The 26,195-nt window shown below is 45.9% G+C and carries 29 protein-coding genes; 11 read left to right on the forward strand and 18 right to left on the reverse strand.

Annotation, left to right across the window (positions count from 1 at the left end; all coding sequences use genetic code 11):
- The 6 genes from HBAL_RS05780 to HBAL_RS05800 form a co-directional block, all read right to left on the reverse strand.
- On the reverse strand, window positions 1-948 hold the full coding sequence (locus HBAL_RS05780; protein WP_015826998.1) for a pseudouridine synthase: 948 nt from the start codon (window positions 946-948) through the stop codon (window positions 1-3).
- 225 nt (window positions 949-1,173) lie between these two features.
- The gene (locus HBAL_RS05785; protein WP_015826999.1) at window positions 1,174-1,383 is read right to left on the reverse strand and encodes a cold-shock protein; all 210 of its coding nucleotides are present in this window, start codon (window positions 1,381-1,383) and stop codon (window positions 1,174-1,176) included.
- A gap of 116 nt (window positions 1,384-1,499) precedes the next feature.
- The gene (locus tag HBAL_RS05790; protein WP_015827000.1) at window positions 1,500-2,192 is read right to left on the reverse strand and encodes a hypothetical protein; all 693 of its coding nucleotides are present in this window, start codon (window positions 2,190-2,192) and stop codon (window positions 1,500-1,502) included.
- The gene (locus HBAL_RS05795) at window positions 2,185-2,484 is read right to left on the reverse strand and encodes a hypothetical protein (protein ID WP_041301429.1); all 300 of its coding nucleotides are present in this window, start codon (window positions 2,482-2,484) and stop codon (window positions 2,185-2,187) included. The genes HBAL_RS05790 and HBAL_RS05795 overlap by 8 nt, the downstream gene beginning before the upstream one ends.
- A 53-nt stretch (window positions 2,485-2,537) precedes the next feature.
- Window positions 2,538-2,663: a hypothetical protein gene (locus HBAL_RS16975; protein WP_015827002.1), complete on the reverse strand. Its 126-nt coding sequence runs from the start codon at window positions 2,661-2,663 to the stop codon at window positions 2,538-2,540.
- Between the two features lie 61 nt (window positions 2,664-2,724).
- On the reverse strand, window positions 2,725-3,879 hold the full coding sequence (locus HBAL_RS05800) for a N(5)-(carboxyethyl)ornithine synthase (RefSeq protein ID WP_015827003.1): 1,155 nt from the start codon (window positions 3,877-3,879) through the stop codon (window positions 2,725-2,727).
- Between the two features lie 390 nt (window positions 3,880-4,269).
- Between HBAL_RS05800 and yaaA the strand changes: the two genes are divergently transcribed.
- On the forward strand, window positions 4,270-5,061 hold the full coding sequence (gene yaaA, locus HBAL_RS05810) for a peroxide stress protein YaaA (RefSeq protein ID WP_015827004.1): 792 nt from the start codon (window positions 4,270-4,272) through the stop codon (window positions 5,059-5,061).
- Between the two features lie 11 nt (window positions 5,062-5,072).
- Here yaaA and HBAL_RS05815 read toward each other — a convergent pair whose 3' ends face one another.
- From HBAL_RS05815 to HBAL_RS05835, 5 genes are all read right to left on the reverse strand, one after another.
- Window positions 5,073-5,996: a hypothetical protein gene (locus HBAL_RS05815; RefSeq protein ID WP_015827005.1), complete on the reverse strand. Its 924-nt coding sequence runs from the start codon at window positions 5,994-5,996 to the stop codon at window positions 5,073-5,075.
- A 143-nt stretch (window positions 5,997-6,139) separates the two neighbouring features.
- Window positions 6,140-7,069, reverse strand: coding sequence for an L-threonylcarbamoyladenylate synthase (locus tag HBAL_RS05820; protein WP_015827006.1), 930 nt, complete (start codon window positions 7,067-7,069; stop codon window positions 6,140-6,142).
- A gap of 64 nt (window positions 7,070-7,133) precedes the next feature.
- Complete coding sequence (locus HBAL_RS05825; protein ID WP_015827007.1) at window positions 7,134-8,363, reverse strand: cytochrome b/b6 domain-containing protein; 1,230 nt, start codon at window positions 8,361-8,363, stop codon at window positions 7,134-7,136.
- Window positions 8,364-8,424: 61 nt separating this feature from the next.
- The gene (locus HBAL_RS05830) at window positions 8,425-9,072 is read right to left on the reverse strand and encodes a YceI family protein (protein WP_015827008.1); all 648 of its coding nucleotides are present in this window, start codon (window positions 9,070-9,072) and stop codon (window positions 8,425-8,427) included.
- 109 nt (window positions 9,073-9,181) lie between these two features.
- The gene (locus tag HBAL_RS05835; protein ID WP_015827009.1) at window positions 9,182-9,901 is read right to left on the reverse strand and encodes a YceI family protein; all 720 of its coding nucleotides are present in this window, start codon (window positions 9,899-9,901) and stop codon (window positions 9,182-9,184) included.
- A 211-nt stretch (window positions 9,902-10,112) separates the two neighbouring features.
- Here HBAL_RS05835 and HBAL_RS05840 point away from each other — a divergent pair, with 211 nt between their 5' ends.
- Complete coding sequence (locus HBAL_RS05840) at window positions 10,113-11,162, forward strand: aldo/keto reductase (protein WP_015827010.1); 1,050 nt, start codon at window positions 10,113-10,115, stop codon at window positions 11,160-11,162.
- 22 nt (window positions 11,163-11,184) lie between these two features.
- Here the strand turns inward: HBAL_RS05840 and HBAL_RS05845 are convergent, their stop codons facing one another.
- The 5 genes from HBAL_RS05845 to HBAL_RS05865 form a co-directional block, all read right to left on the reverse strand.
- Window positions 11,185-11,586: a hypothetical protein gene (locus tag HBAL_RS05845; protein WP_015827011.1), complete on the reverse strand. Its 402-nt coding sequence runs from the start codon at window positions 11,584-11,586 to the stop codon at window positions 11,185-11,187.
- A gap of 98 nt (window positions 11,587-11,684) precedes the next feature.
- The gene (locus HBAL_RS05850; RefSeq protein WP_233356753.1) at window positions 11,685-12,533 is read right to left on the reverse strand and encodes a DMT family transporter; all 849 of its coding nucleotides are present in this window, start codon (window positions 12,531-12,533) and stop codon (window positions 11,685-11,687) included.
- 42 nt (window positions 12,534-12,575) lie between these two features.
- Entirely contained in the window at window positions 12,576-13,025 is a 450-nt protein-coding gene (locus tag HBAL_RS05855) for a hypothetical protein (RefSeq protein WP_015827013.1), read from the reverse strand.
- 177 nt (window positions 13,026-13,202) lie between these two features.
- Window positions 13,203-13,889 carry an energy transducer TonB gene (locus HBAL_RS05860; protein ID WP_041301434.1) on the reverse strand — a complete coding sequence of 229 codons (687 nt, stop codon included), beginning with the start codon at window positions 13,887-13,889 and terminating at the stop codon, window positions 13,203-13,205.
- Between the two features lie 98 nt (window positions 13,890-13,987).
- Window positions 13,988-14,347 carry a hypothetical protein gene (locus HBAL_RS05865; protein WP_015827015.1) on the reverse strand — a complete coding sequence of 120 codons (360 nt, stop codon included), beginning with the start codon at window positions 14,345-14,347 and terminating at the stop codon, window positions 13,988-13,990.
- A gap of 189 nt (window positions 14,348-14,536) precedes the next feature.
- Between HBAL_RS05865 and ahr the strand changes: the two genes are divergently transcribed.
- The 3 genes from ahr (at window position 14,537) to HBAL_RS05880 (ending at window position 17,850) form a co-directional block, all read left to right on the forward strand.
- A complete protein-coding gene (gene ahr / locus HBAL_RS05870) occupies window positions 14,537-15,541 on the forward strand; it encodes an NADPH-dependent aldehyde reductase Ahr (protein ID WP_015827016.1) in 1,005 nt (334 codons plus the stop codon).
- 549 nt (window positions 15,542-16,090) lie between these two features.
- A complete protein-coding gene (locus HBAL_RS05875) occupies window positions 16,091-17,431 on the forward strand; it encodes an AAA family ATPase (RefSeq protein ID WP_041301437.1) in 1,341 nt (446 codons plus the stop codon).
- Window positions 17,428-17,850 carry a hypothetical protein gene (locus tag HBAL_RS05880; protein ID WP_015827018.1) on the forward strand — a complete coding sequence of 141 codons (423 nt, stop codon included), beginning with the start codon at window positions 17,428-17,430 and terminating at the stop codon, window positions 17,848-17,850. Before HBAL_RS05875 ends, HBAL_RS05880 begins: the two co-directional genes overlap by 4 nt.
- Before the next feature lie 24 nt (window positions 17,851-17,874).
- Here HBAL_RS05880 and HBAL_RS05885 read toward each other — a convergent pair whose 3' ends face one another.
- The gene (locus tag HBAL_RS05885) at window positions 17,875-18,807 is read right to left on the reverse strand and encodes a DMT family transporter (RefSeq protein ID WP_015827019.1); all 933 of its coding nucleotides are present in this window, start codon (window positions 18,805-18,807) and stop codon (window positions 17,875-17,877) included.
- Between the two features lie 91 nt (window positions 18,808-18,898).
- Entirely contained in the window at window positions 18,899-20,617 is a 1,719-nt protein-coding gene (gene ilvD, locus HBAL_RS05890; protein WP_015827020.1) for a dihydroxy-acid dehydratase, read from the reverse strand.
- Window positions 20,618-20,779: 162 nt separating this feature from the next.
- On the opposite strand from ilvD, the gene HBAL_RS05895 reads away from it, so the two are divergent.
- The 6 genes from HBAL_RS05895 (at window position 20,780) to HBAL_RS05920 (ending at window position 26,044) form a co-directional block, all read left to right on the forward strand.
- Window positions 20,780-21,847, forward strand: coding sequence for a trypsin-like serine peptidase (locus HBAL_RS05895; protein ID WP_015827021.1), 1,068 nt, complete (start codon window positions 20,780-20,782; stop codon window positions 21,845-21,847).
- Between the two features lie 119 nt (window positions 21,848-21,966).
- Window positions 21,967-23,100 carry an MBL fold metallo-hydrolase gene (locus HBAL_RS05900; RefSeq protein WP_015827022.1) on the forward strand — a complete coding sequence of 378 codons (1,134 nt, stop codon included), beginning with the start codon at window positions 21,967-21,969 and terminating at the stop codon, window positions 23,098-23,100.
- Between the two features lie 118 nt (window positions 23,101-23,218).
- Entirely contained in the window at window positions 23,219-23,542 is a 324-nt protein-coding gene (locus HBAL_RS05905; protein ID WP_149037372.1) for a hypothetical protein, read from the forward strand.
- Window position 23,543: 1 nt separating this feature from the next.
- A complete protein-coding gene (locus HBAL_RS05910) occupies window positions 23,544-23,864 on the forward strand; it encodes a YbjQ family protein (RefSeq protein ID WP_015827024.1) in 321 nt (106 codons plus the stop codon).
- Window positions 23,861-24,748 carry a signal peptidase I gene (gene lepB, locus HBAL_RS05915; RefSeq protein ID WP_015827025.1) on the forward strand — a complete coding sequence of 296 codons (888 nt, stop codon included), beginning with the start codon at window positions 23,861-23,863 and terminating at the stop codon, window positions 24,746-24,748. Before HBAL_RS05910 ends, lepB begins: the two co-directional genes overlap by 4 nt.
- 93 nt (window positions 24,749-24,841) lie before the next feature.
- Window positions 24,842-26,044, forward strand: a complete 1,203-nt coding sequence (locus HBAL_RS05920; RefSeq protein WP_015827026.1) for a GNAT family N-acetyltransferase — start codon at window positions 24,842-24,844, stop codon at window positions 26,042-26,044.
- The last annotated feature ends 151 nt before the right edge of the window (window positions 26,045-26,195 follow it).

Here is a 26,195-nt window from a genome sequence, read left to right on the forward strand (position 1 = left end):
CTATTTTGTTCCGGGATATTTAGGGCGTGATTTGGCTTTATAATTGCGCTTTGAATACCCATCCGCATTGCGATAAGGATCAAGCTTTTTGGCGCTTGTGCCTTGGCGACGAACGGGTTTTTCTGGCTTTTCCGGCGGCACAAAAGTGCTTGAGATGGGATCAGGCTTAAGGCTTTTATCTGCTTTGGATTTATCAATTAATCCATCACGTTCGTGCGTCGTCATTGTGCGCCATTTGCCCTCTGGCAGTTCACCAATATGGACATGGCCAATGCGGATACGGAAAAGATCAACCACATGCAGCTGCACCAGCTCTGCCATGCGGCGGATTTGGCGATTGCGGCCCTCTGTCAGAATAAAGCGCAGCACCTGACCGCCTTCATGCGTGACGATAGCAGGCTTGAGGGCACGGCCATCCATACGCAATCCGTGGCAGAGCCGTCTGATTTTTTCATGCGTGATAGTGCCATTCACAGTGACAAGGTATTCTTTTTCACTGTCGGCATCAGGGCCGATGACGGCTTTTGTCAGCACACCATCTTCTGTGAGGATAAGGAGGCCGCGCGAATCTTTATCGAGCCTGCCAACAGGGGCAAGGCGGGTATCACGATCAGGGATAGTTTCAGATTGTCCCGATAAATTGGCCTTGGTGAGTAGGCGCACCGCCGGCACTTCGCCTTCATTTGGGTGTGCGGACACATAATCAATCGGCTTGTTGAGAATGACCGACATAGCGCTGGCCAGCTTGTCTGTCGCGGCATCGGCGAGGGTGAGGGTTTCACCTTTTTCGATTTTGCGACCCGGCTCTGTGACCTTGACGCCATCTATGGATATCAATCCCTGTTCGACCAAACCTTCAGCCTCACGACGTGAGCACACACCGGACTGACCGAGCCATTTATTGATGCGTTGAGGCTCTTCGCCATCATAGGTTTTGGTCCAAGCCATACAAATCAGTCCATACTTTATGTCGAGATAGTGTGTATCTCATGTGTATATAATGTGCTGGGCGTTGTGAAATAGTTTTGAACTTCTGTCACCCCACTAACGAATGACTGCGATGGGGGATAAGTTGGCGCGTTGAAGAGGGGGACAGATGGATATTGGATCAAAGGCGACACTTCAGGGAGTAGCCCTATCTGATGAATGCCCTTCAGAACAATTAATTCTCCTTCAGACCAACTCAAGCGTAACAGCAATTACTTTACCTGTGTCTGGATTGGTTTCAGTTTCAAATTTTACTTTTTGTCTTTCTTTAATGCCCGTAATACCCAACTTTTTTAGTGCCGAAAAAGTGAAACGAACATCTTTTTCATTGTCTGCTCTTGTTATTAAGCCAAAGCCTTGTTCGGAATTATAGTATTTTACAGTACCGTGAATCATAATCAGCACCCTTTTTATATTTGTTATATTTGGTCAGTTTTCAAAACTAAAATTGATGTCAATTCTACGAAAATCCTTTATCTCAACACTGTCAAAGGAGCTGAATGCAAAGCATGCTATTTGCTTATCAAGATACATTTTTTGCCCCTGCGTTGTAGAGGACGATTACATTCCCAATCATTGCCATCGTCTCTTAGATGAGCATTTTCAGGAAATTGTATTTTTATGCATTTCGTGGGAGAGGCATTAAAACCTCTATCGCATTTCCATCCTGGACCATATGAAAGATCACTCAAATAGCCATCTTCGGGCACAATAATAGCTTGGCAGTTCTTGCCTTTCTTCGAGTATCCCCGTTCGCAAGCCCAACCGCCATCATATGATCCGCTCGTAAGATATGCATTTGCTGGAACAGTTATGACGACGCAACCGCCTCCTAAACGGTCATATCCTCTATCACAATTCCACCTTTCTCCATCAGCCCGTAAGTATGCATTCTTAGGAATACTGATCGGCGTACATTCCCCACTAGTATTTTGGTATCCATAATTGCATTTCCAACCAGAACCATAACTTGTGTTGCTGACATGAGCATTTTTAGGCACAAGGATTTGATGGCAGCTTCCTACTTTTTCTATATAGCCGGAATTGCAAGACCACCCTTTTCCATAAGATTGGACAGTTGCATTTTCTGGAATGGAATTGGAAGTAGTGTTTTGTGCCAACACACTTCCATGCATGGCAATAAGCAAGAATACGGCAACAAGATTGATCCCAATCCTTGTTATATTTGATCGGGTGCTAATCATGTTGTGATCCAATTTTATTTGCAAGGTTATAGATGGAGTTTTGGGAGTGCTCTTCTTGAGTGAGTTTAACGTCCCGTTCCAAAGCTAACGAAAGACTATGAGCTGAGATTTCCCAATATTGGATGTGTGTCTTTCGTGAGTGTTGAGGACGATACACAAGTATCGTGTTTAAGGTTCGATAAGCGAGGAATGTAGACCCTTCTATTTTTTCTTCTTCGGTTTCAATTGTGTAATTTCCAGCCGGAAGTTCCTGCTCAATTTCGTCGAGCAGAAAAGGGTGATTAAATGTCACAAGTTTTTTATTTATACGAATGGTCGTTTTATCCTCCTTATCTTCTCTGAAGTTTAGTTCTTTTTGGATCCGATCCCTAAAACAGTCCCACCAAATTTGGATGGAGTACCATCATTTGGCTTAGGCTTTGCTTTTTTCGGCTTTCGAATTTCTTTGTTAGACTTTTTGTTCTTAGGCATGGAATAAATCCTTATAAAAGAGGTTGGTAGGAGTACCCAAAGGTCTGATTGGAAGACAAATTTAGCTTGCAAGCTCAAGCAATTGTTTATGGGGATATTCAAGCGCTCGTTTTTGGAATGACAAAATACCCGGTTTTGAAACGACGCCTTCATCCACGTTTACAGCACGTCGAATTGTTTCACTTTCTTGCCAACTTTCTCGACCATCAATAACTGTCGGTAGGTGTACAATCAAAGCCGCGGAGATTGATCTAGAAGCACTTTCCCAGAGATAACTAGGTGTATGGTCAACAGCGTAGTAATCTGTTGTTTCAATTTTGATCATAGGGCGTTTGAAGCTGGTTGGTTTAGCAAAGTAAAATCCCATACCTTCATCACAGCTAACGTCTATAATCAGGCTACCAGGCTTCAAATTGCCTTTCTCGGCTTCGGTAATGAACATAATTGGATTGTCAGGTTCTTGAAGCAGGCCATTTACGATAATATCAGATTCACTGATTAATTCTGATAAGGGACGTTCGCTTCCATCATGCTCAATCACCATCATACGAGCATCCGTACCGCTTTCGCGAAGGCGAACATAATGGCAATCCAGAACTTCTTCACGAACCTCATGATCGGGACGCTGAATACAGATTGTAATATCCCGAAACCCATGCGCCTTTAGTGCGTAAATAGCGCCACGACTGACTGCTCCAAAACTAAAAATAATTGTCTTGCGTTGATTTCCGTAATGGCCATCAATGCCCTTCAGCCGCAATGCATCCAATATGGCGCAGTAACCGGCCATCTCATTGTTTTTGTAAAATGTGTGTCGGCCCATCTGCCCTTTGGGGCTCCAGACAAACATATCTTCATAAGCAATAAGGGTTAGCTTTCGATCTATGGCTGTCTGCGTGATATCTCGTTGCTGCACACAATGGGGATACCCCCAGACTATGCCGCCTTCTCGTACCTCTTTAAAATCTGACAAAATCGGCTTTGCTATGATCACATTGCCTAATTTAGATAGAATGTCAGCACGAGAGGCTACGCCACCCGTTTGAGCTGCAAGTTGAGAATCTGAGAGATTAAACCGTTCGCCATAGCCTTCTTCAAAAATCAATTTCTTTCGATAGACTTCGGGCAATCGGATCAGATGATCTGGATGAATAGGGACGCGCCGTTCATCTTCTTTTTTAGAGGTTCCAATAACGCCAAATGTTAGCATGCCCATCTTCAATCCTGTTCCGGAGAACACGCCGCTTGTCGCCGTGTTTTATTGTTATGATGCGGGTTGCTCCAACGGCGAACGGCGTGAGGGTGTACTTAATATACACAGCCAATTTTCGGCGCATTATCCAAAGCGATCATTATATGATGAAGGCAAATCTGGATTGTCAGATACAAAGAAATTAGCGTACACTATAAAGTTGAAACCAACAAATGATTACTACTTAAATTTACTCCAAGTGCATGAGATGAATGGTTGCTTAAACTGACCTTCTCTCCAACACCACATCATCTCAGTGATGGTCGATATAAATGGGGGAAGGGCTGACGAAAGCGGGAAGAAGACCTATTTAGAATAGACTTATATGAGTCGTTTTGAATAAGGGTTGTTTTCATGCTTGTGCTTTTATCGCCTGCCAAATCTTTAAATTATGATGCTGCGCCGGCAGAGCTGCCGGTGACAAAGCGTTTATTGGCGGATGATACAGCGGTTTTATCCAAAACGACGCGCGGGTTAAGCCGAGCAAAATTACGTGAATTGATGGGCATTTCCGAAGATCTTGCCAATCTCAATTATGATAGGTTTCAGGCCTTTGCGCCCGATGGAAATGCGGAGGCTGAAAAGCAGGCTGCGCTTGCGTTTAACGGCGATGTGTATATCGGGTTGGATGCTGAAACATTGGATAAAGACGCGCTTGAATGGTCTCAAAACTGCGTGCGTATTTTGTCGGGTTTTTATGGTGTGTTGCGTCCGCTAGATGGGATGCAACCTTATCGCCTTGAGATGGGCATAAAGCTGAAAACGCGTCGCGGTGAAAACCTTTATGAATTTTGGGGTGACCGGATATCCAAGCAATTGAACGAAGATATCAAGGCGAGCGGCGGTGATGAAATTGTTGTGAATTTGGCCTCGAATGAATACTTTAAATCTGTTGATAAACAGTCACTTAAAGCGCGTATCATAACGTGTGACTTTAAGGATGTGAAAGATGGTAAAGCGCGCACGCTTGGGTTCTTCGCCAAGAAAGCGCGCGGTTTGATGGCGCGCTATATTATCGAAAACCGGATTACTGAAGCTGAGGGCCTTAAAGGGTTTAACTCTGAGGGCTATAGCTTTGATGCTGACATGTCGAGCAAGGATAAATGGGTGTTTAAACGTCCTCAACCTACGCCAAAAGGCAAATAGAAGAGGGCCGGTTAAGCCTTCTTCTTTTTCTTGCGATTGCTGCTAAAGCGAATGAAAGCAAATAGCGCAGAGAACATGCCGGCAATACCGCCAATTGCGCCAATCACAGGCTCATAATCTTTGGCGAGCGTGACGATTTTATCAAGTTGTTTGACCTCAACAGAAATACGGTCACGATAGGCATCGAGAGGTTCTGCTGCGTTGGAGCCTTGGGCATAGCCAAAGATTTCAAGGATGAGCATGTGCTCGCCTTCTTCAACGGGGGTGATGCGCCAATGCCAACGGTTTTGCGCGCGGGAAGATAGAATCTGGCGAGAGACGGACATAAGCTCAATCTCAAAGGCGGCACCCGTTAGTTGCGCGGCCACTTCATCGGATAACACCACATCACGTTCTACGATTTCGCCTTCAAAGCCTTCTAGACCAGCTGCTGGATTTGCAGCGCTTGTGGCATCAATGATGAGAGATACATCAACAGCTTTACCAAGGGCTAAAACTTCGGGTGGACGGTTATAGGCAATGGGACGGGATTTGAAATTGTCCAACTCGCTTGGCGTTGCCGCTTGAACAGACCGCTCGGCAACAATTGGTGCATCGGGCGTGCTTTGCGGTGAAAATCTATTCTGGTTCATTTGAGCAGGTTGGGCGTTGCCGCCAGCTGCTGTGGCGGGAAGATTATTGAGCGCTTCTATATCAACATTGCCATCTTCATCGAATAGATCGTCTGCATCCATCATGGCGGCGGAGCTATCGTCGAAGGCGTCATCCATAGGTGCGGATTCTGTTGCATAATCCTCAGCGGGAGCAGTTGCTTCTACCATTTCATATTGCTGGGGGGCTGAGTTGGATGTGACGGCATCTTGCTGTGATAACCAATACCAAGCACCGCCACATGCAATGGCAATTAATGCTAATAGAAAAGAAAATGCCCGCATAAGCCCACTCCTGATTTGGGTAAACCCCAACTTTACCTGAGCGCACTTTCAATGCTTATACGCTCGCGTCAAGTCCATTTGTTAAGCTTAAACCTGAATACATAAAAAGGCCAATTGAAGACATTCTTCGGTCTAGGCAAAGGCTATACAGCGGCGCGTTTGAGGCGATCATTAATGGCTTCGCCAAGACCTTCATGAGGAATTGGCGCAATCGCTATACGATCATATTGCAGGTCGAGAATGCGCAACATTGCAAATAGATTTGCGGCAGCTTCTAGCAAATCACCTGATGTAGAGAGATTGGCTGCGACTTTGTGTTTGCTTGGACCAAAACCAAGATAGGCTTCTCCTTTTTCTGGGGAGATTGCATCAAGGCGTAATTTTGCATTCGGTGCATAATGGCGGCGCATCATGCCGGGGCTTGCGATTTTCTCAGAAGGAGCATCCAACGGACCTGTGATAGCTTCGATTTCTGCGCGTGGCAGAGCGCCAGGGCGTAGCAGTGCGGGGCGTTCACCCACAACAGAGACAACTGTCGATTCGACGCCTGTTTTACATGGGCCACCATCGAGTATCAGGTCGACATTTCCAGAGAGCATATCGGCGACATGCTGGGCTGTGGTTGGAGACAGCGCTTCGGAAGGGTTGGCGGACGGCGCTGCAAGCGGGCAACGAGCAGCAGCGATCAGACCACGTGCAACAATGTGGCGTGGGGCTCGCAGGGCGATTGTGTCTAATCCCGCTGTTGCTAGAGCACTGACAGGGCAATACTTTGTTTTGGGTAGAACTAATGTAAGTGGACCGGGCCAGAATTTTTCAACGAGTTCTAGGGCTGCGGGTGAAAAATTGGCTAATTCTTCTGCCATTTCCATATCATTGACATGCGAAATGAGCGGATTGAAACTCGGGCGGCCCTTGGCAGCGTATATGCGTGCAACCGCTTCCCCATTGGTTGCGTCCGCTGCAAGGCCATAGACAGTCTCGGTTGGGATCGCAACGATACCGCCATCGCGAATGATCTGCGCGGCCTGTTCCATGGTATCATGGCTAGGGGATTGGATAATATTGGGCATTTATTCTGACTAATGCAGGGGTGAGGAATTTGCGGCGTATTTAAACAAACACGCCACATGTTATTTAGTTTAGTCTTGATGCGACTATTTTGACATTCATGTCTATTGTTTGTGAAATCCATTCCGCGTTTGGATCATTTTCGACTCCAAGTCCTAATGATACTCTATCAAGGGCAAAGGATGAATTCATAACAGCAGAACCATCTGCAATGTCTAATGTGAAAGGCATGCGAATAGGGAAATCTTGTCCCTTCAATGTTAGAACAGCTGTGAGTTCTAGCCCATCATCTGTTGCAAAGACACCATTGGCTGCAAAACGGGCTTCCGGGTATGTTTTAACGTCGAAGAAATCTGTGCCGACAAGAGATTTGTCGCTATATGTGTCGCCGGTTTTGGCGCTTGCAGTGTCGACAATAACTTCTATTTGAGCGGCTTGCATTGTGTCGGGGTCATAATTGATTTTTGCAGTCCAGCTTTCAAACTGACCTTCAAACGGCTTCTTATTGTAAATCCCAGAAAAGCCGATTGTGCTCTCTTCCTTGTTGATTTCCCAATTTGGAATAATTTCAACAGGCGCTTGTTGTTGTGGTGTTTCATTTGGTGCGGGTTTGGCGTCAGCATTGCCGATAAACATACCAAGGCCGACAATGACTGCAAAGAAAGCAGCAGCGCCGCCAAAAGCAACCAATACGCCTTTTGCAGGTTGAGCAACCCCATCCGTTGAGCCAAATATTCCGGGTAGCATGCGAGCCATAAGACCATCCTTATCAATGAATTGATGCTTTAAAGCACCGGCCACGTGAAGCCCAAGGAGGACAATGGCAACCCAAGCAAGCTTGCTGTGAGCATTTTCCAAAAATGGGTCAATGGCGTGTTTTGTTTCTTCCGTTAAGTTTGGAAGGATAGGTAAATGTGGCCAAGAGAATGTGTTATATATAATCGTTGGTAGCCCGTGTGTCGAGGCAGAAACCAACATCCAGCCAGTTAATGGCATAAGGATCATCAAGCCATAAAAACCAATATGAACAGCTTTGGCTATCAGTGCTTGTGTGTGTTCCATGGGAACTTCTTCGGGCGGCTTGTTCATCACTCGCCAAAGGATACGTGCGACTGTCAGGACAAGAATTGAGACACCGATTGATTTGTGAAGTTGATATAAATCGCCTCTAATGGCAGATGTTCTAGGCAAATCCCCCATATACCAGCCAAGCGCAATCATGCCGATTATGGCAAAGGCCAAAATCCAGTGCAGGGCAATTGCAACTGCTGAATAGCGGTGTTTCATGAGGGACATGGAAATTCTCCAATTAATAGGCGTATATTTTCTGCATGGCAGAGTAAAAGCTATCTTAGAACTAGTCTTCGCTAAATTCTACTTCAATCTGGAATCTGACTTCATCACCTACCGTGTTGGGCAATAAAGACGTCATACCAAATTCAGAACGATTGAATGACCCATTTGCTGAAAATCCAATAATCGCTTTGCCAGGTGCCCAAGGGACAGAGTTAGATCCGTGAAAAATGACATTCATTTCAATGGGTTTTATGGTGCCTAACATATTTAGATCACCTGTCAGGACACCTGTATTTTGACCGGTGATGGCGATATCTGTCGATGAAAAAGTAATGTCAGGATATGTATTGGCAGATAAAAACCGATCATCCGTGGCTAATTCATTGTCCCATTCTTTGCCTTTTTCAGGGTGATTAGCACTTATAGATAATGGATTGATGACGGCTGATACGGAGGATGTTTCTGGTGCGTCTGGTTTGAAATCAATACTGGCATCAAAGTCTTCAAACCGCATTGTGTACCAAGCCAATCCCATGTGCTGGACCGAAAAGACAAGAGAGGCATGTGATTTGTCGAGTGAATAATTACCAGATTGAACCTCACTGACAGCTTGTTTGGGCGGAGAAATACATGCTGACAATGTGAGAAGCGCTGCGAGAGCAGGAGCAAATAGAAACTTATTCGTCAACGTCGATGTATTCGTTTTCATCGGAGGCCTCCAGCCAACTAAATTGGTATAACCAGTAGACGCAAAACGCCCCACTTTGGCAATGGTAAAGCGGGGCGAATTAAATGAATAGTTTGTGAAGTCGCTGAGCTTATTCTGCTGCTGTTTCTTCTTCAGCTTGAACAAATTCTGCTGAAATCTTGATTGTGACTTCATCGCCGATTCCATTGTCGACGTGTTTGGTCAGGCCGTAATCTGAGCGTGTGATTGTTGTAGTAGCATCAAAGCCGATAACATCTAGATCACCAAGCCAAGGCTTGTTGCCAACACCATTATACGTGACATCAAGATCGATTGTTTTTGTAACGCCCAAGAATGTGAGATCACCTGTCACGATACCTGTGTTTGGTCCCGTTACTTTAGCAGATGTAGAGTTAAAAGTGATGGCTGGGAATTCAGCTGCTTTGAAAAAGTCATTTGCCAATTCTGTGTGCCACTCATCCGCTTTTGTCGGGTGGTCTGTTTCTACAGATGTTGGGTCGATGGACGCTGTTACAGTTGATGCAGCAGGGTTTGCAGGATCAAAGTTTATGCTTGCATCCCAGTCTGTGAATTTTGCTGTGTATGTGGACAGACCGCCATGGCTCAATTCCCAGAAAAGGAAAGCGTGGGTTTTTTCAACATTGTAAACGCCTGCAGCTGTTTCAGCCAATTGCGCAGCGACAGCTTCGGCAGCTGCTGTATCAACTGCTTCAACAGCTGGTGTGGTTTCTTGAGGAGCCGCTTCTGCAGTTGCGTTCTCTGGTTGGCACGCCACAAGTGCAAGCAAGGAAACACTTGCTAGCGTTCCCAGAATAGTTGTTTTCTTCATGGTTTATCTCTCTGCTGAATAAAAGGTCATTACGGCATATGTAAGGATCGAATGCAAAGCGCATATGTTCGGTTTGATCACTTTTTTGTGAAGATCTGAGATGTTGGATTAAACATAAACGCCTCAAGCTTGTACAATTAACGATAAGGTCTACATAGATCTAGAAATCATAGAAAATTGCTTATTGTGAATCTGAAAGAAAGTTTTGCCCATGCAAATGAGAAAACTCGGACGAACGGATATTGATGTGTCGGCCTGTTGTCTTGGAACGATGACTTATGGACAGCAAAATACTGAGGCTGAAGGCCATCAACAGATGGATTACGCGTTGGACCGAGGCGTGAATTTCTTCGATACGGCAGAGCTTTATTCTATTCCGCCCAAAGAAGAGACTTATGGCAGTACAGAAAAAGTAATTGGCAGCTGGTTTAAGCAAACAGGTAAACGCGATAAGGTTATTCTTGCCACCAAAATTGCCGGTCGTTCAACAATGACTTGGATGCGCGGGGAAAAGAAATATGATCTTCTGCGCGTGACGAAAGAGCAAATCGATATTGCGGTAGAACAAAGTTTGTCGCGATTGCAAACTGACTATATCGACCTTTATCAAATTCATTGGCCTGACCGCAAAGCTGAGATTTTCGGATCAAAATTATCAGAAGCTGATTGGGATAGTGAATATGAAACCTTTGAAGCACAATTAGAGGCGCTCAACACGCATGTTGAAAAGGGCAATATTCGTCATATTGGTTTGTCGAATGAGCGCTCTTGGGGGGTGATGCGTTTCATCCAAGAAGCTGAAAAGCGTGGACTTCCGCGCGTCGCGTCTATTCAAAATGCTTTTAGCTTGCTCAACAGAAGCTTTGAAGGTGATCTTGAAGAAGTTTGTCGTCATGAAAATGTGTCTCTGCTTGCCTATTCCCCATTGGCTCAAGGTATTCTAAGCGGGAAATATCGTGATGGTGCTTTGCCAGAAGGGTCTCGCAAGCAGCTATTTGATCGCCTCCAGAGGTATGAGGGGCCGATTGCTGAAAAAGCGACCAATGCTTATTTGGATCTTGCGCAAGAGCTAGATGTTGACCCAACACAATTGGCAATTCGTTTTTGTGATACGCGGCCATATATGGGGTCTACGATTATTGGCTCGACAACAATGGATCAATTGAAAACCTGTATTGATGCATTTGATCTGGAATGGACAAGTGTGATGGAAGATTGCGTGAATGCAATTCATCAAGTCCAGCCAAATCCTTGTCCATAAAGGCATATTATGGGGCGGGGCGCTATATGCGTCCCGCAGCCATATCCAGAGCGACAGACACGATAGTTTCGGGATTGAGACGTCGCGTCAGGCCTTCGTAAAATTTGGCGACGGAGCTGGTTTGACTCGCGTTTAGTTGATATGAGCCAAGCAAACCGCGTTTATCGAGCGCTTTTAAAAGCATGGTGACATATTCAGATGTTTTGACCATGGATAGTTTGTTGCGTGCTTCCATGAAAGCAATAAAATTGGGATCGTCGGGTGAGCCAAGCTTTATTGGTTTTTTAGGCGGTTGCATGGCTTCTACGAATTCGTTTGCAGATAGGTCGGTGAGATCCTCATAGATATCTAGCAGGTCTTCATTCGTGAATTTTGGGCGGGCACGTTTTATCATGTCCAGAACGCGCTGTGTGCTCTCTTGCATATCAAGGCTCCTGACGTTTCCTGTTTACTATGTTCCAGAAAATCAGAGTTTACCTCTTTCTTCAATGCGAGGGATTATATGGCGGGATTTTTCTGGTCTTAGTTTATTTTTCGTTTGCTTATAATGGCGAGTGCAATGCCGCCTAAAATAAGTGTAGAGGCGATTGTAAAACGCAGTGTCCAGTTTTCAGATAATAGAAATGTGCCGCCTATCCCAGCAAGAACAGGCACGGATAATTGAGAGATTGCGGCTCTACTCGTCGTAAGTTTAGGAAGCACGCTATACCAAAGCGCATAGCCTAAGCCGGATGTAATTGCGCCTGACGTAACCGCTAGAGCAATCCCCATCGGGTTAAAGTCAAATGGGCGGATCAATATCAGTGTCATGGGGATGGTCAGCAAAAAATTACCTGCTGAAGCAGAGAGTGCAGAAGCTGATTTTTGACCTCGAATAGAGTATATTCCCCACGCAATGCCAGAAATAGCCATTAGCACAGCGGCAATTGGATCGGGTGCTGATACACCGGGTGAAACAAGCCATATCAGTGCGCCGAAAGCGACTAGACTTCCGAATATTTCTCCTAAAGTGAATTTGTATTTTTGGACTATGGCCCATCCCATCATGGTGAGCTGGACACAGGCAAACAGGATAAGAGCACCAAGGCCAGTATCTATTGCGACATAGGAGAATGAAAATGCGGCTGCGTATAAAAATAAGCTGAAAGCTGAAATGATATTGCTGCCGGCAAATGCTGTTTTGTTGAACCCGTTTTTAAGGCCGGCTAGCAAGCCCAATACGATCGCACCAGATATGAGGCGGATTAGCGTATAATTGGCGGGATCAATTAACGCCGCTTGGGTTGGTGTTTGGGTGAGGGCGAGGCGGCCCAGCACAGAATTAGCAGCAAAAGCCAGCATTGCCAGAAAGGTCAGTAAAAATATACGCAATTGGTTTTATTGCTCGCGACTGGAGTTAGACGAGCACAAAGACTAGTCTTCAAAAGGGATGTTCGTGTTTGAACCGCGCAATTTTGGGTGGTTCGGGATTAAAATTAGAGTGCCGCCAATACAAGCTGCCACACCGAAAATATAGACTAGATATTCAAGCACCCAGCCTGGCTTGTTAAAAACATTGGTCATGATGGACTGAGAGTCCGGCAAGCCAAATTCTAGCTCTTTGGCAAGATTTAATAATTCCATCGCGTAGGTGTAATTATCGATTTGAGCATTGTAGTTTAAATACATAAACCCGCTGTAAGCCATAAACAAAACGAGGCGTGACGCCCAGTTTACGCGATCTGGATTTATCATAAACAGCAAACCAAAAATCGCGATATGCACACTTACGAAAAATTGCCACGTATTGGAAATCAACTCTCTGTGTTGACCGATTAATTCATGGATTTGCAAAAGGCTTTCGGCATTGATCATCTGGTCCATATTCGTCCCCATCGAGCATATATAATTTAAACGCTGCGCATCGAATGTAGGACTTTATGGTAAATCTTCTGGTGTTTGGCAATCAATCAAACTCAAATGCTGTAAATGCATACAGCAGACAAGACGGCTTCCTTTTTTGATAAGAAATACCGTCTCGCCGCACGCGGAGGAAAGAGTTTATTCGGCGTATTTGTATTCTAGTGGAAAGACCATATTGTAAGTGGTGACGGGTACGCCGGAAGCATCTTTAGTAGGCGAGAACAATGCCTTGCGAACTGCGCGTTCAGCGGATGCATTGAAAACGGCATCAGAACAATCAGCGACTACATTGAAAGGGCGTCCTTGTGGATCTAGGGCGAAGGCTACATCACAGAGGCCAGATAAACCTTGGTGCAAGGCTTTTCTGGGATAGGTTGGTAGAGGTTGTCGGATGGGGATTGCCGTTGATGGTCCATTATAGGTGCCCGTTGCAATAACCGGAATTTGCGAAACCAAATCCGGGGCTGAATTATTTATGATTGGTATATTCAAACTAGGTGCATCTGAAGCAGTAATACTAATAGCAGGCGCAGCTGGAGGGATGGGTGTTTTGATTATCTCGATATCAAGATAACTTGACGGTGCTGGGGGTGGGATAGTTTCAACCGTAAATGCCCGTAATGTAAAGTCCTTTGCTTTTTGCATGTTTATCGCATCTATGCGGATTAGATATTCCATCGTACAGAACAGCGCTAGCGTGATCACAGTGGCTATTGCGCCAGCCATAAGCAGGTTAATTGATTTTTTCTGAGGTGTTCGAACATGTGTTTCAGATGTGTCTGAAAGCATGGAGATTGAATTTGGATCGAGAACAGCAGCGGACATAGTTTCCCCCCTAAGAAAATAGACAGATGAAATTATTATCGTATTGTTTCAGGCTAAAGTTGAATAAGTTTCAGGTCAATTTATCCTAAAGTTGTATATCAATCCATGCTGGCCCAGTGGTCTGGTTTCCAATTTATGCCGCGATTATCAAGAAATATTTTGATTTGTTCAAACGGATTTGAACCTTGATCCCCGAATAAAGTTTTTAGGTTTTTCAGTATATCGGCGTTTTCATCACCCGTTTTTGCGCGAGGTTTTGCAGCTTTATCTAGCACACGTTTAAGCGCCCCTAATTGGCCCTTTTCAACAATGATATACCACTCATCATCAATACCGCCACTGCATATGGATAACCGGTCACTTGCGTCAAAACTTGCTGTGACCATCCAGAAATTGGGTGTTTCTCTTTCAAATAGAGTGACATCATAGGTATCTAAATTCTTATCAGAAGTGCGCATATTGTTGGCCTTAGTGTCACGTCTTGAGATGAAGTTTGATTTTAGGTGATAAAACAACAAAATAAAGTGGAAATATTCTGCTCTTAGATTGGCTCTCCTTGGGGCAGGTGTGCTTTGTTTCAGAAGGCTGTTTATTGTCTACGCCTATAAAACACTGTTTGGACCTTATTACCCCAAAGGACTTTCTCTATGATCAAAGCATATGCCGCATTTGAAGCTAAAGGTGAGTTGAAACCATTTGAATATGATTCGGGTGTTCTAGGGCGGGATGAAGTTGAGATAGATGTGCATTATTGCGGTATTTGTCACAGTGATCTTAGCATGATTGATAATGACTGGGGATTTAGTGATTATCCGCTTGTGCCCGGGCATGAGGTTGTAGGTGTGATTGCGGCAGTGGGTGAGGATGTGAAATCTTTTTCCATTGGTCAAAATGTGGGGCTTGGTTGGCATTCGGGCTATTGCAATGAATGCAAGCAGTGCGGGGCTGGGGACCAGAATTTATGTGAGAAAGTGCAGCCAACAATTGCGGGGCATTATGGGGGCTTTGCCGATAAGGTGCGGGCGCAGGCGCAAAGCGTGGTGGCGATACCCGAGGGAATAGATCTTGAAACGGCGGGGCCGATGTTTTGCGGCGGTGTCACTGTGTTTAATCCGCTTGTGCAATATGACATTCCGCCGACCAGCAAAGTGGCTGTGATTGGCATTGGCGGTCTAGGGCATTTAGCGCTTCAATTTTTGAACGCGTGGGGATGTGAAGTAACGGCTTTTACATCTAGCGAAAGCAAGATTGAGGAAGCTAAAAAACTGGGCGCGCACCACACGTTAAATTCGCGTGATAAGGCCGAAATAAAGAGCGCGAAAGGCCGGTTTGATGTCATCATTTCCACGGTAAATGTGGCTTTGAATTGGAATTTATACCTATCGACGCTGGCACCTAAAGGGCGATTGCATTTTGCGGGGGCGACATTGGAGCCGCTTGATATCAATGTGTTTGCTTTGATGGAGCAGCAAAAATCGGTCTCATCATCATCGGTTGGCAGTCCGCAAACGATTGCGACAATGCTTGAATTTGCCAAACGCCATGACATTAAGCCCCAAATTGAGATGTTCCGCATGGATCAGGTGAATGAAGCGATGGACCGTCTAAAATCTGGCGATGTGCATTATCGCGTCGTGCTTTCCAACAAATAGACATCTGCTTAAGCGCGCAAACCAACAAAAATATCTGCATTGGGAGATTGCCCCGATGCAGGTTTGCCCGATGCAGGCATGAATGTGGCTGGTAAACGGGGCGCAAGGCGCACAGTCTGGCCGCAATGTGTGTGCTGGCGGGTGGCCAGCTGGTAACGCAGCCCGAAGGTGCGCCTCGCAAAATGGTTTTGGCTTATCGCAAAGCCACTGAAGGGGCGGGCAATGCCCCCAAGACCTGACCTGTATTTACGCTATACAAGCCTATCTCCCTTCAGCCCTGCAACTTAGATAACGCACCGTTTCGTTATCCAGTATTGGCAGGCCCATTCCTCCAATTCCACACGTCGGTCGCGAGCCGCCCCTGAAGATTGGATGCAGCAAGTATGGGGTGAGGTTTTAAGCAGGGGGATAAGTTTTGAGATTTCCACTATGTGACAAGCGTTCAAGTATAGTTACTTATTGCTGATTACAACTTCACGTGTTTTAAATGTTAACGACGGGTTGATGCGTGTTCTCGAGTTTCTTGAGTTCCGATTTTGGGGACGAAGATTGATTTTTTTATCGTATAGTAGTGAAAATCAGAAGCAAGCTGATCGCGTTTCTCAGTTTATGAGTGAGCATGGATTCGAAAATTGGCAAGATGATCAAAAGTTGAAGCCGGGCGATGAGTTTGAGGATATTATTATTAGAAAGGTGCAAACTTCACGTTGTCTAGTTTTATTACTGACGAGAGCATCTTTAAAAAGTGAGTGGGTAAAAAAAGAAGTTGAAACAGCAATCGCTTCGAATATTCCCATAATCCCAATTTCGAATGTGCCAGCAGTTGAATTGCGGGACGAAATTGATGAAAGCTCTGCATGGGCATCTAAATTAGTTCAAAGTATCCAGTTCATTAGTTATCATGTTCAACTTACCCAGAACATATTAAATAAGCTTTTAGAAGCTCTGGAATGGCGCTTGAGTGAAGATGCGCTGGCTTCCATCTTTTCATTTGTGAATTTTAAAGGTGGCATAGGAAAAACAAGTTTGTGCGCTTCAGCTGCATGTTGTTTTGCATCTAAGCACAACAAGCGGGTTTTATTGATAGATTTAGACCCTCAAGAAAATTTAAGTGACCTGCTTTTGACGCGGCATGCGTTGGCGGTCGCATCTGCTGAGGGGCATACTGCACTTTCTCTTTTTGAACCGAAAAGGGTCTGTAAAAAAGTAGGGCGTGAGTACGACTTTAAATTCCTTATGGCATTTGCCCATGATGTTGAAACTAACTGGTCTTCATTGGCTATGAAAATATCTGATTCAGCAAGTAATGGGTCACTTTCCATCATACCGGCTGATTATCGGATGATGAAATTCGCTAAAGCATCAGTTACAGCTCAAGAAGTGTATTTATATAATTTTTCAAAATCAGTGCGTGCATTGTCTAGATATTATGATGCAATTTTTATTGATTCTGGCCCATCGGCTTCTTTGCTGACTCATTGTGCCTTAAAGTTTGCAGATAACATTATTTCACCTGTTAGAGCTGATTACAATGCTGTGCGTGGTCTTTATTCAATGCAACAGGCTGCTCTAAATGTCTTTGATTGTGATATTGATGGGAAAACCTATCCAGTGTTCAATTTTTATAGATTGAATAATGTAACAGAAAGAGATTTTGCAAACGACTTTTCAAAGTCTGCGGATAAAATTTCAAGCCTAGTTTCCTTCGTTAAAAACAAAGTTTTGGAGACCCGTATTCCTTTAACTCAAGGAATGATTGGCGTCGAAAAATATCTGAATGCGGCGTTAAATAGTGAGTTAAAAGACATTTCTTTCGGAGCAGCAAACGAATCTATGCATGCTCTGTCAGATGAGTTGTTATTGATATCTGATGCGGGGACCAAAAAATGAATTCTAAATCGCAGGAGCTTTTGGCTCTAATAAAGAAAAGCCGCTCCAAACCAAATATTACAGCGAGCCATGTGGAAGAGTTCCTTGCGGATTATGAACGTTTAGGAAGGACAGAATTTTTAAACCTAGTCGCAAAAGAATTAGAAAAACCAGCGCGGGCAGTAAAATCATCTCGAAAGCCACCACATCCATTATCAGGTGCTCTAAAAAGTGCTCAGACGCGCACAGGGATGAAAGCCGCTGAGTTCAAAAAAACGGTGTTGGACTCTATTGATTTTAATAAATATGCAGAGTTGAAGCGGCCTGCCGCTAGCGTATCTTTAACGAAAATGCTGGAAGTTCTGTCCACTGTTATTACGCAGGGTGATTTAGAGCGCATTATTGAGCAGGTTGGAGAACGTTACAGACTGAAGCGTTGAGGACATGTATCCTTGTAGTCTGCCCTATCCCTTCGGGACGGGGGATGGGTTTTCTGGGTGCATGGCGCGTTGGATGGAGAGTTTGCGCTCGCGTAGGGCGATATAGATGCCTGATCCGATGATGAGGGGCGTGCCCAGCCATAAGGTTGGGCTGGGGATTTGATCCCAGAACACATATCCAAGGGCAGTGGCAAATATCAGATTTGAATAATCCATCGGCATCACAACAGCAATATTAGCTAGTCGCAGGGATTCTGACAGGGCGAGTTGTCCAACTGTGCCAAGAATAGATATTGCGATTAACAGCCCAAATACCTCTAAAGAATGCATCTGCCCCACCCATATCATGGCGATTCCGGTGATGGGGACCCCCAAAAGCGTGTAGGTGAAGACAATGCTGGCGGCGCTCTCCGTGGTGGCGAGTTTGCGGATAATGATAGTGGTGGCTGCACCAAAAATGGCACCCGTCATGGCCACGGCTGCGCCAAGTAGAGGGATTTCATTGTGCCAAGGCTGCATGGCGACAACTATGCCGATAAAGCCAACAAGAACCGCAATCCAACGCCGTATACCAACAAATTCCGAGAGGAAAATCACGGAGAATATTGTGGCGATCATGGGCACGGTAAAACCGATTGTGGCGGCTTCGGCCATGGGCAATAGCATGACGGCGAGGAAATTTGCGCCCATGGCAATAATGCCCAATATTGCCCGCGCCAGATGTGCGCCATAGCGCGTGCTTTTAAGATTGGTGAGGCCGCCTTTGCGGCTGATAATCCATGCGCCTGTGACGATTGTGCCAAACAGGAAGCGATAGAATAATACCTCAATGACATGCACATCTTGTTCGCCGACATATTTCACAAGGGCGAACATGCAGGCGAGTGTCGCAATCGCAAACAAGCGGATGGCAAGGCCGGTAATGGGTCTATCTTGGTGGGCGCTTGTTTGGTTCATGCGGCGTATCTAGCCTTTGGGGAATGGCGTTTGAAAAGCCCTATCGTTTTGTCTCTGATAGGGCTTTTCGGATTTGAAGTGTCGCTAGAACCTAGAGGTCTGCATACATGTGTTTTTCGTGTTTTGCACCGGGATGTGTGCACGCGCCAAGGTGGGCTGGGCCAACTGTTTGGACGTATTTGTAAAGTGCGCCGGTGGCGTAGAGGTTTTCTTTGGGTACAAAGTCTGCGCGGCGTTTGGCGAGCTCTTCCTCGTCAACTTCAAGGTCGATTGTGCCTTTGATCGCGTCGATTGAGATGATGTCGCCATCTTTTACAAGACCGATAGGGCCGCCATCATAAGCTTCGGGTGTGACGTGTCCGATACAGAAACCACGTGTAGCACCGGAGAAGCGTCCATCTGTGATGAGAGCCACTTTATCGCCCATGCCTTGGCCGTAGAGCGCAGCTGTTGTGGCGAGCATTTCACGCATGCCGGGGCCGCCTTTAGGGCCTTCATAACGGATAACCAATACGTCGCCTTCTTTGTATGTTTTGTCGCGCACGGCTTCAAAACAATCATCTTCAGAATCGAAGACACGCGCTGGGCCGCTAAATGTTTGGTGGGCCAATCCGGCGACTTTCACGATTGCGCCATCTGGTGCCATAGAACCTTTCAAGCCGACAACACCGCCTGTCGGTGAAAGCGGGTTTGTGACGGGGTAGATGACTTTTTGTGTCGGGTCGAATTTTACGTCTTCAAGGTTTTCGGCCAGTGTTTTACCCGTCACAGTGATACAATCACCGTTCAGGTATCCGCCATCAAGCATTGTGCGCATGAGCATTGGCATGCCGCCGGCTTCACCCATGTCTTTGGCCACATAGCGCCCGCCGGGTTTTAGGTCGGCAAGGTAAGGGGTTTTCTTGAAGATTTCAGCCACGCGCTCAAGCGGGAAATCAATACCTGCTTCATTGGCCATAGCTGGAAGGTGAAGCCCTGCATTCGTCGATCCACCTGTGGCGGCAACAACGGCTGCGGCGTTTTCAAAGGCTTCAAGCGTACAGATATCACGCGGACGCAGATTGCGCTCGATCAATGCCATTACAGCTTCACCTGTGGCAACAGCGTATTCATCACGGCTTATATAAGGTGCTGGTAGAGCAGATGAGAGAGGTAGGGCAAGACCGATGGCTTCAGAGACACATGCCATTGTGTTGGCTGTAAATTGACCACCACACGCACCCGCACCCGGACATGCGACTTTCTCAAGTTTGTTGAGCTTTTCTTCGTTCATATTGTTTGCGCCAACGGCATAGGAACCAACAGCTTCAAACACATCCAGCACGGTGACGTCTTTGTCTTCGAAGCGGCCCGGCATGATGGAACCACCATAAAGGAAAGCGGATGGAACGTTTAGGCGCAACATGGCCATCATCATGCCCGGAAGGGATTTATCACACCCAGCAATACCAACAAGCGCATCGTAAAAATGCCCGCGAATTGTAAGCTCAACGGAGTCTGCAATTACATCACGCGATACAAGGGAAGAGCGCATGGCTTCTGTTCCCATTGCGATACCGTCAGTTACTGTGATTGTACAAAATTCGCGTGGTGTTCCATTGGCTTTTTTAACGCCTTCAGACACAGCGTGAGCCTGTCGTTGAAGGGCGATATTACATGGGGCTGCTTCATTCCATGCAGACGCGACACCCACGAATGGCTGCTCAATTTCCTTCGTCCCGAGACCCATAGCGTAATAGTATGAGCGTTGAGGTGCTTTTTTAGGGCCAATCGTGACGTGGCGCGAAGGTAATTTTGACTTGTCGACCATAGAGAAGACACTTTCTTAAGGCATAATTTTTTAAATTCTGTGAAAGCTTATGGCCCATCGTGCGCCAAACCGGAAGAGGCGTTATGTCCCGTCAGGGCGTGATAATGTATATAAGAGCGCTTTATTGCGCCGTTTTTGTATATCTTGGAGGATAAAACCTGAATGGATGACGCTTCTGCATTAGAGCCGATCGTGTTTGAAATGACGCCGCCTGCAGGATATGAGCGCTCCGGCTCTGACTTGTTGGCACAAGCCTCAATACCTGCTCAAATGCCAGATAAAGTATATGGTCCATCCAAACCTACCCATGATTTAGTTGATAATCCTGAGGCGCTGAAAAGTGAGTTGGACGCGCTTTCCAGTAATGGACAAGTGTTGATTGCGACCCCGCCTGCCAGTTTACATTATTATGGGCGACCAGAAATCCACGGAGTGCCCACTCCGCATGTGCAAAAGCGGTTAGATGAGGTTCGTCAATCGGGTGAACTGACAGAGGCCATTATTGATCAATCTCAATATCCTTATACAGCGATTGGACGCCTGAGTTATAGTATTGAGGGTGTGGTGCGTCATTGCACAGCATGGGTTGTATCAGACCGTGTGATCGCGACTGCGGGGCATTGTGTTTTTTCGCGTGCTGTTAATGCGCAATCTAAAAATAGAGATATTGAGAGTCAAACGGGGCAAAAAGCTTCTTCGAAAGTGTCTGGTTTGGCTGAATGGACAATATTTGAGCCGAGCTATCGCGCTGGTGTGGAAACAGAAAAATGGGCTGGCATTCGCGGATATGTTTTGACAGGGTGGGTGTCTCCCGAAGAAGGGGAAGCAACCAGTCCTCATGATTTTGCGTTTGTCGTTCTTGATAAACCCATTGTGCAGAAAACAGGTGCATTAGGTGTGAGAGTTGCTAGTCCTGATGCGCCAGAAGCGACATTTAGTTTGGGATATCCGCAAAACCCTACAGCGAAATATGCTTTTGATGGGCAATATCTTTATGCGTCCACAGGACGATTAAAATCATCTGCATTGGGGGTGATGGAAGCAGAAAATCAACTCACGGAAGGATCTTCAGGTGGGCCTTGGTTATCAAAAACTCAAGACGGCGTGGTGGTGACGGGTATTAATTCTAACAAGCCATTGCGAAGCGATGACACAACATTTTCACCCATTCTTGGCCAAAGCTTTATAAGCCTGTTATCTCGCGTTCTGTCTGATATGACAGGGGTTTAGGTGTAGCTGAGATGATTTAGTTGACGTTGATTTCCTCAACGGCAGTATTTCAATGTGAAGCGGCTATGCCTAGATTGGTTTCAAATTAAAAGTAAAACCAAGCCAAGGATACGCCAAATATGCCTAAATCAGCCGAAGGCGCTTTAACATCTGAAGAAGCGATCGCTGCAGACAAAGCACGTAAAGAAGAGTTTTTTGGCAAGACTGGCCGTGTGAAACTTGATTATCCGTTTGAAGAACACCCAGAACCTGGAGAAGTGACGGAAGTTGCGCCGGGTATTTTGTGGGTGGCAATGCCTTTGCCGATTAAAGGGCTGGACTGGATCAATCTCTGGCTCATTGAAGAAGAAGATGGTTGGACTCTCGTTGATACGGGTATGTCGATGGAAGAGACCCGTAATCATTGGGAAAAGGTGTTTGATAATCACCTAAAGGGGAAACCTATTACGCGCGTAATAGGAACGCATTTACACCCTGACCACATTGGATTGGCGGGTTGGGTGACACGAAAATTTGACTGTGAATTATGGATGTCTCAGGCTGAATATGTGTTCTGCCGTATGCTCGTTGCTGATACGGGCCGCGCGGCACCGCCGGAAGGTATAAAGTTTTATACGCAGGCGGGTTGGGATGCAGACATGCTTGACCATTATACCAAGAAATTTGGTTTTTTTGGTCAGATGGTTTGGCCATTGCCTGAAGCTTTTCGGCGTTTGCAAGATAAGGATGTGCTTTCAATCGGCGGACGCGATTGGCGTATAATAGTGGGGAATGGTCATAGTCCTGAGCATGTATGTCTTTATTGTGAAGAGCTGAATGTGTTGATTTCTGGAGACCAGTTATTGCCGCGCATTTCATCAAATGTGTCTGTTTATCCCACAGAGCCAGAGGCAGACCCATTGACCGATTGGTTGGATAGCTGCGCCAAGTTGATCAAAGAAGTGCCAGCCGATGTGCTTGTGCTTCCGGCGCATAATCGACCTTTTAAGGGGGCGCATCAACGTTTGACAAATCTGATTGAGGGCCATCAAAGGCAGATAGAGCGTCTTTGGAATAAATTAAAAGAACCAGCGACCACACTTGACGTATTTGGAACACTTTTCTTTCGCAAGATTGGAAAAGGAGACTATTTCACCGCAACTGGAGAAGCTGTCGCGCATTTGAATTATCTTTATTTGCGCGGTCGGGTGAGCCGGACATTGGTGGATGGCGTGTACAGATATCAAGCTAAACCCAATGATGATGGGACTTGACCTTAAGATATTGATGTCGCTCTAGTCTCTCTGAATATTGTGCATTAGTAAAAGATGCAGGATTTTGGAATTTAGATAGGGCAGATGTGATATTGTCCTGATGGTTGAGGGACAATTTTTGCAAGATAAATTTACCAATCATCCGCCGTTTGGAAATCAGCAAACATCTCGCTCAAAGTCATATCCTAGCGGGTGGACGATTTTGGGCATTAGCCTTATTGGAGCGGGCATATTCATTTATGCCGCCGTCTTTTTGTTTGGCTTCGCATCGGGTTTATCATCCATTCGCACAGATGGAAGCGGGACAACGGTTTTTATGGCATTGATAGGACTGACCGTAGGATTGCCTATAATTGGCGTGGGCGTTTTGATCGTGAAAGTCATTATAGACCGCCTTACGAGCAGCGAAGACAATTATTATTCTAAGAATGTGGAGCGATAGCATGACAGTTCTAGTGACAATGGCGGAAACAGTCCCCAATAGAGAAATTGCCGAAGTTGTAGGTATCGCACGTGGCAATGTTGTGCGCGCGCGCAATGTGGGGCATGACGTGGTCGCAGCTTTGCGTTTATTGGTGGGTGGTGAAGTGTCGGAATATACAAAACTTATCGCGGAAGCCCGCGAGCAAGCGCTAGATCGTATGACTGCGCATGCTCAAAGTCTTGGTGCAGATGCGGTTGTATCAATGCGAATCACAACCTCCACAATCATGCAGGGCGCTGCGGAAATTTTAGTTTATGGTACGGCGGTACGATTGAAATGACTCTTGAAACTGGCGTAGACAACGAGCCTGTGAACGAAGAAAAAACGGAGAAACTGACAGGTCTAGCTTGGTGGATTCACGAAGCCAAAGAAACAGGCATGACAATTGCCATTTTCTTGCCAATCTGGCTTTTGTTGACGTCTCTTGCCTTTGAACTGCGTTCTATTCCTTCTGAAAGCATGGTGCCGAATCTACAAATTGGTGACCGTGTTGCCGTTGCGAAATATGCCTATGGATATGACCGTTATTCTCCTGCTTTTGGTATAGGCACTTGGTTTACCAAGGAAGACAAATCAAACCCGAATCAAAAAATGTTCGCGTCAGTTCCCAAGAGAGGGGATGTGGTTGTGTTTCGTCATCCCAATGACAATAAGGTGATGATTAAGCGGCTAATTGGCCTGCCCGGCGATCGCATTCAGATGATTGATGGACATTTGCATATAAATGGTGAGGCGGTTGAGCGTGAAGTTGTGCGCCGTTTCCGCTATGCGCCGCATGGACGTGCAATGGCAGAAAATACGACTGAATACCGTGAAACATTGCCTAATGGCGTATCCTATTTGACGCATAAATTTGCTGGAGCACAATCTTACGACAATACGCCTGTGTTTGAAGTGCCTGAAGATCATGTGTTTATGATGGGTGACAATAGAGACAATTCCGAAGATTCGCGTGCGCCTTTCGGTCATATAGAATTATACAACCAAGATCCAACAGGATGGGGTGGGCGTCGCTTTAGAGTGGGCACGCAAGCAACGACGATAGGATATGTTCCTTTTGACCATCTTATGGGACGCGGTGAAACTGTGTTGTTTACATTGTCTAGATGTAAAAAGACCCCAGAATCGAAATGTCCGACTTCCCGAGTATGGAAAGGGTTGTAAAAAAACATTGAAGCTGTGACTTTGGTGTGATTTTCGCAAGAGTGTCGTATCGCGCCGGTCGATTTGTGTTTTTGGTTTTTTATGGTCCATTTCATGCAGTTTGAAGTTGTGTCTCCAGAAGAAATATCACCAGAAATGGTGGTTGCTTGGCGTAAGATTTGCCATGATAATACAAGGTATGTGAGTCCCTACTTCACACCTGATTTTGTCAGTATTGCTGGGCAGGTTCGGTCAGATATCAAAATTGTGGTCGCAAGAAATGAGGCGGGTGTAATAGTTGGCATATTGCCTGTGCAAATGTCTGGGATGGGGCTGCGTTTAGCGCGGCCAGTTGGAGCACCATTCTCGGACTATAACGGGCCAATCCTTGAGGCTGGATATGAGCATATTGCGGGTGAAATGCTCTCATATGTTAAAGGGGCTGCGTATAGTTTTTCGGGAATGCCGGTGGTGACTGATTCTGCCGATGCATTGAATGCAGACGCTGATTTAGCGATTGATATTTCTAAACTTGATCCAGAATTATTAAAATTTGGATTGAGTATTAGAGGCAAAGCGCGTGCTTTTATCGCTGATTTGTCTGTAGGGTATGACGCTTATCTAGAGTCGCGGCGCTCGGAATATCCTAAGCATTTTAAGAAATCACGTCGTTTGTGGCGACAAGCTGAAAAAGAAGTTGGTAAGCTGGAGCTTGTCTTTCACGACCCATCTGAAGAGGCTTTAGATCAGCTGATAGAGTGGAAGCGAGAGCAATTTCAAAGAACTGGTCTGCACGATGTTTTATCGCCAGATTGGACGCGCCAGATGTTGCACAAATGTTTTCAATCACAGACGCCGCATTTGGCGGGGGTGCTGACGACTTTACGGTGTGATGGCAAACTTATGGCTGCTGAATTTGGGCTGAGAACTGATAATTTACTGCATGGTTGGATCTCAGCATACAATCCTGAATATCACACATATTCTCCTGGCATGTTGCTGCAAACGCGTTTGCTGGAGGCGGCTTGTCATGAAGGCATTCAGACGGCTGATCTGGGAGTTGGAGCTGAGCATTACAAAAAATACTATGCTAGTCGGTACATGCCGGTGTGTAATGGGGTGTTGTTGGGCAATTCGCTCGGCGGTGCAGTGCGGGGTATAGGCGGGGAAGTCTGGAATAATCTAGAAGAGGCGTCACTTGGTCCAATATCTGAGATCGCAGTGAAATTACGGCGTCGTCTGGATGTGATTTTGGCAACCGAACAGACAATGACAAGTCGTAAAGACGGGATAATGCGGGCGCTGCGCAATTCTTGACTTGTCGGTTGGGATCATTTTTTTAAGTTCGTAGGCTGATTAAAAAAATGGTATTTCAGTCGCTATTCAGCGTCCTTCTGCATGAAATTGAATGTGAATTGTAAGTCAGGCTTGCTCATCCATAAAGAGGCGGCTACACCGAGGATCTGGA

This window comes from Hirschia baltica ATCC 49814 (genome assembly GCF_000023785.1).
GTDB lineage: Bacteria > Pseudomonadota > Alphaproteobacteria > Caulobacterales > Hyphomonadaceae > Hirschia > Hirschia baltica.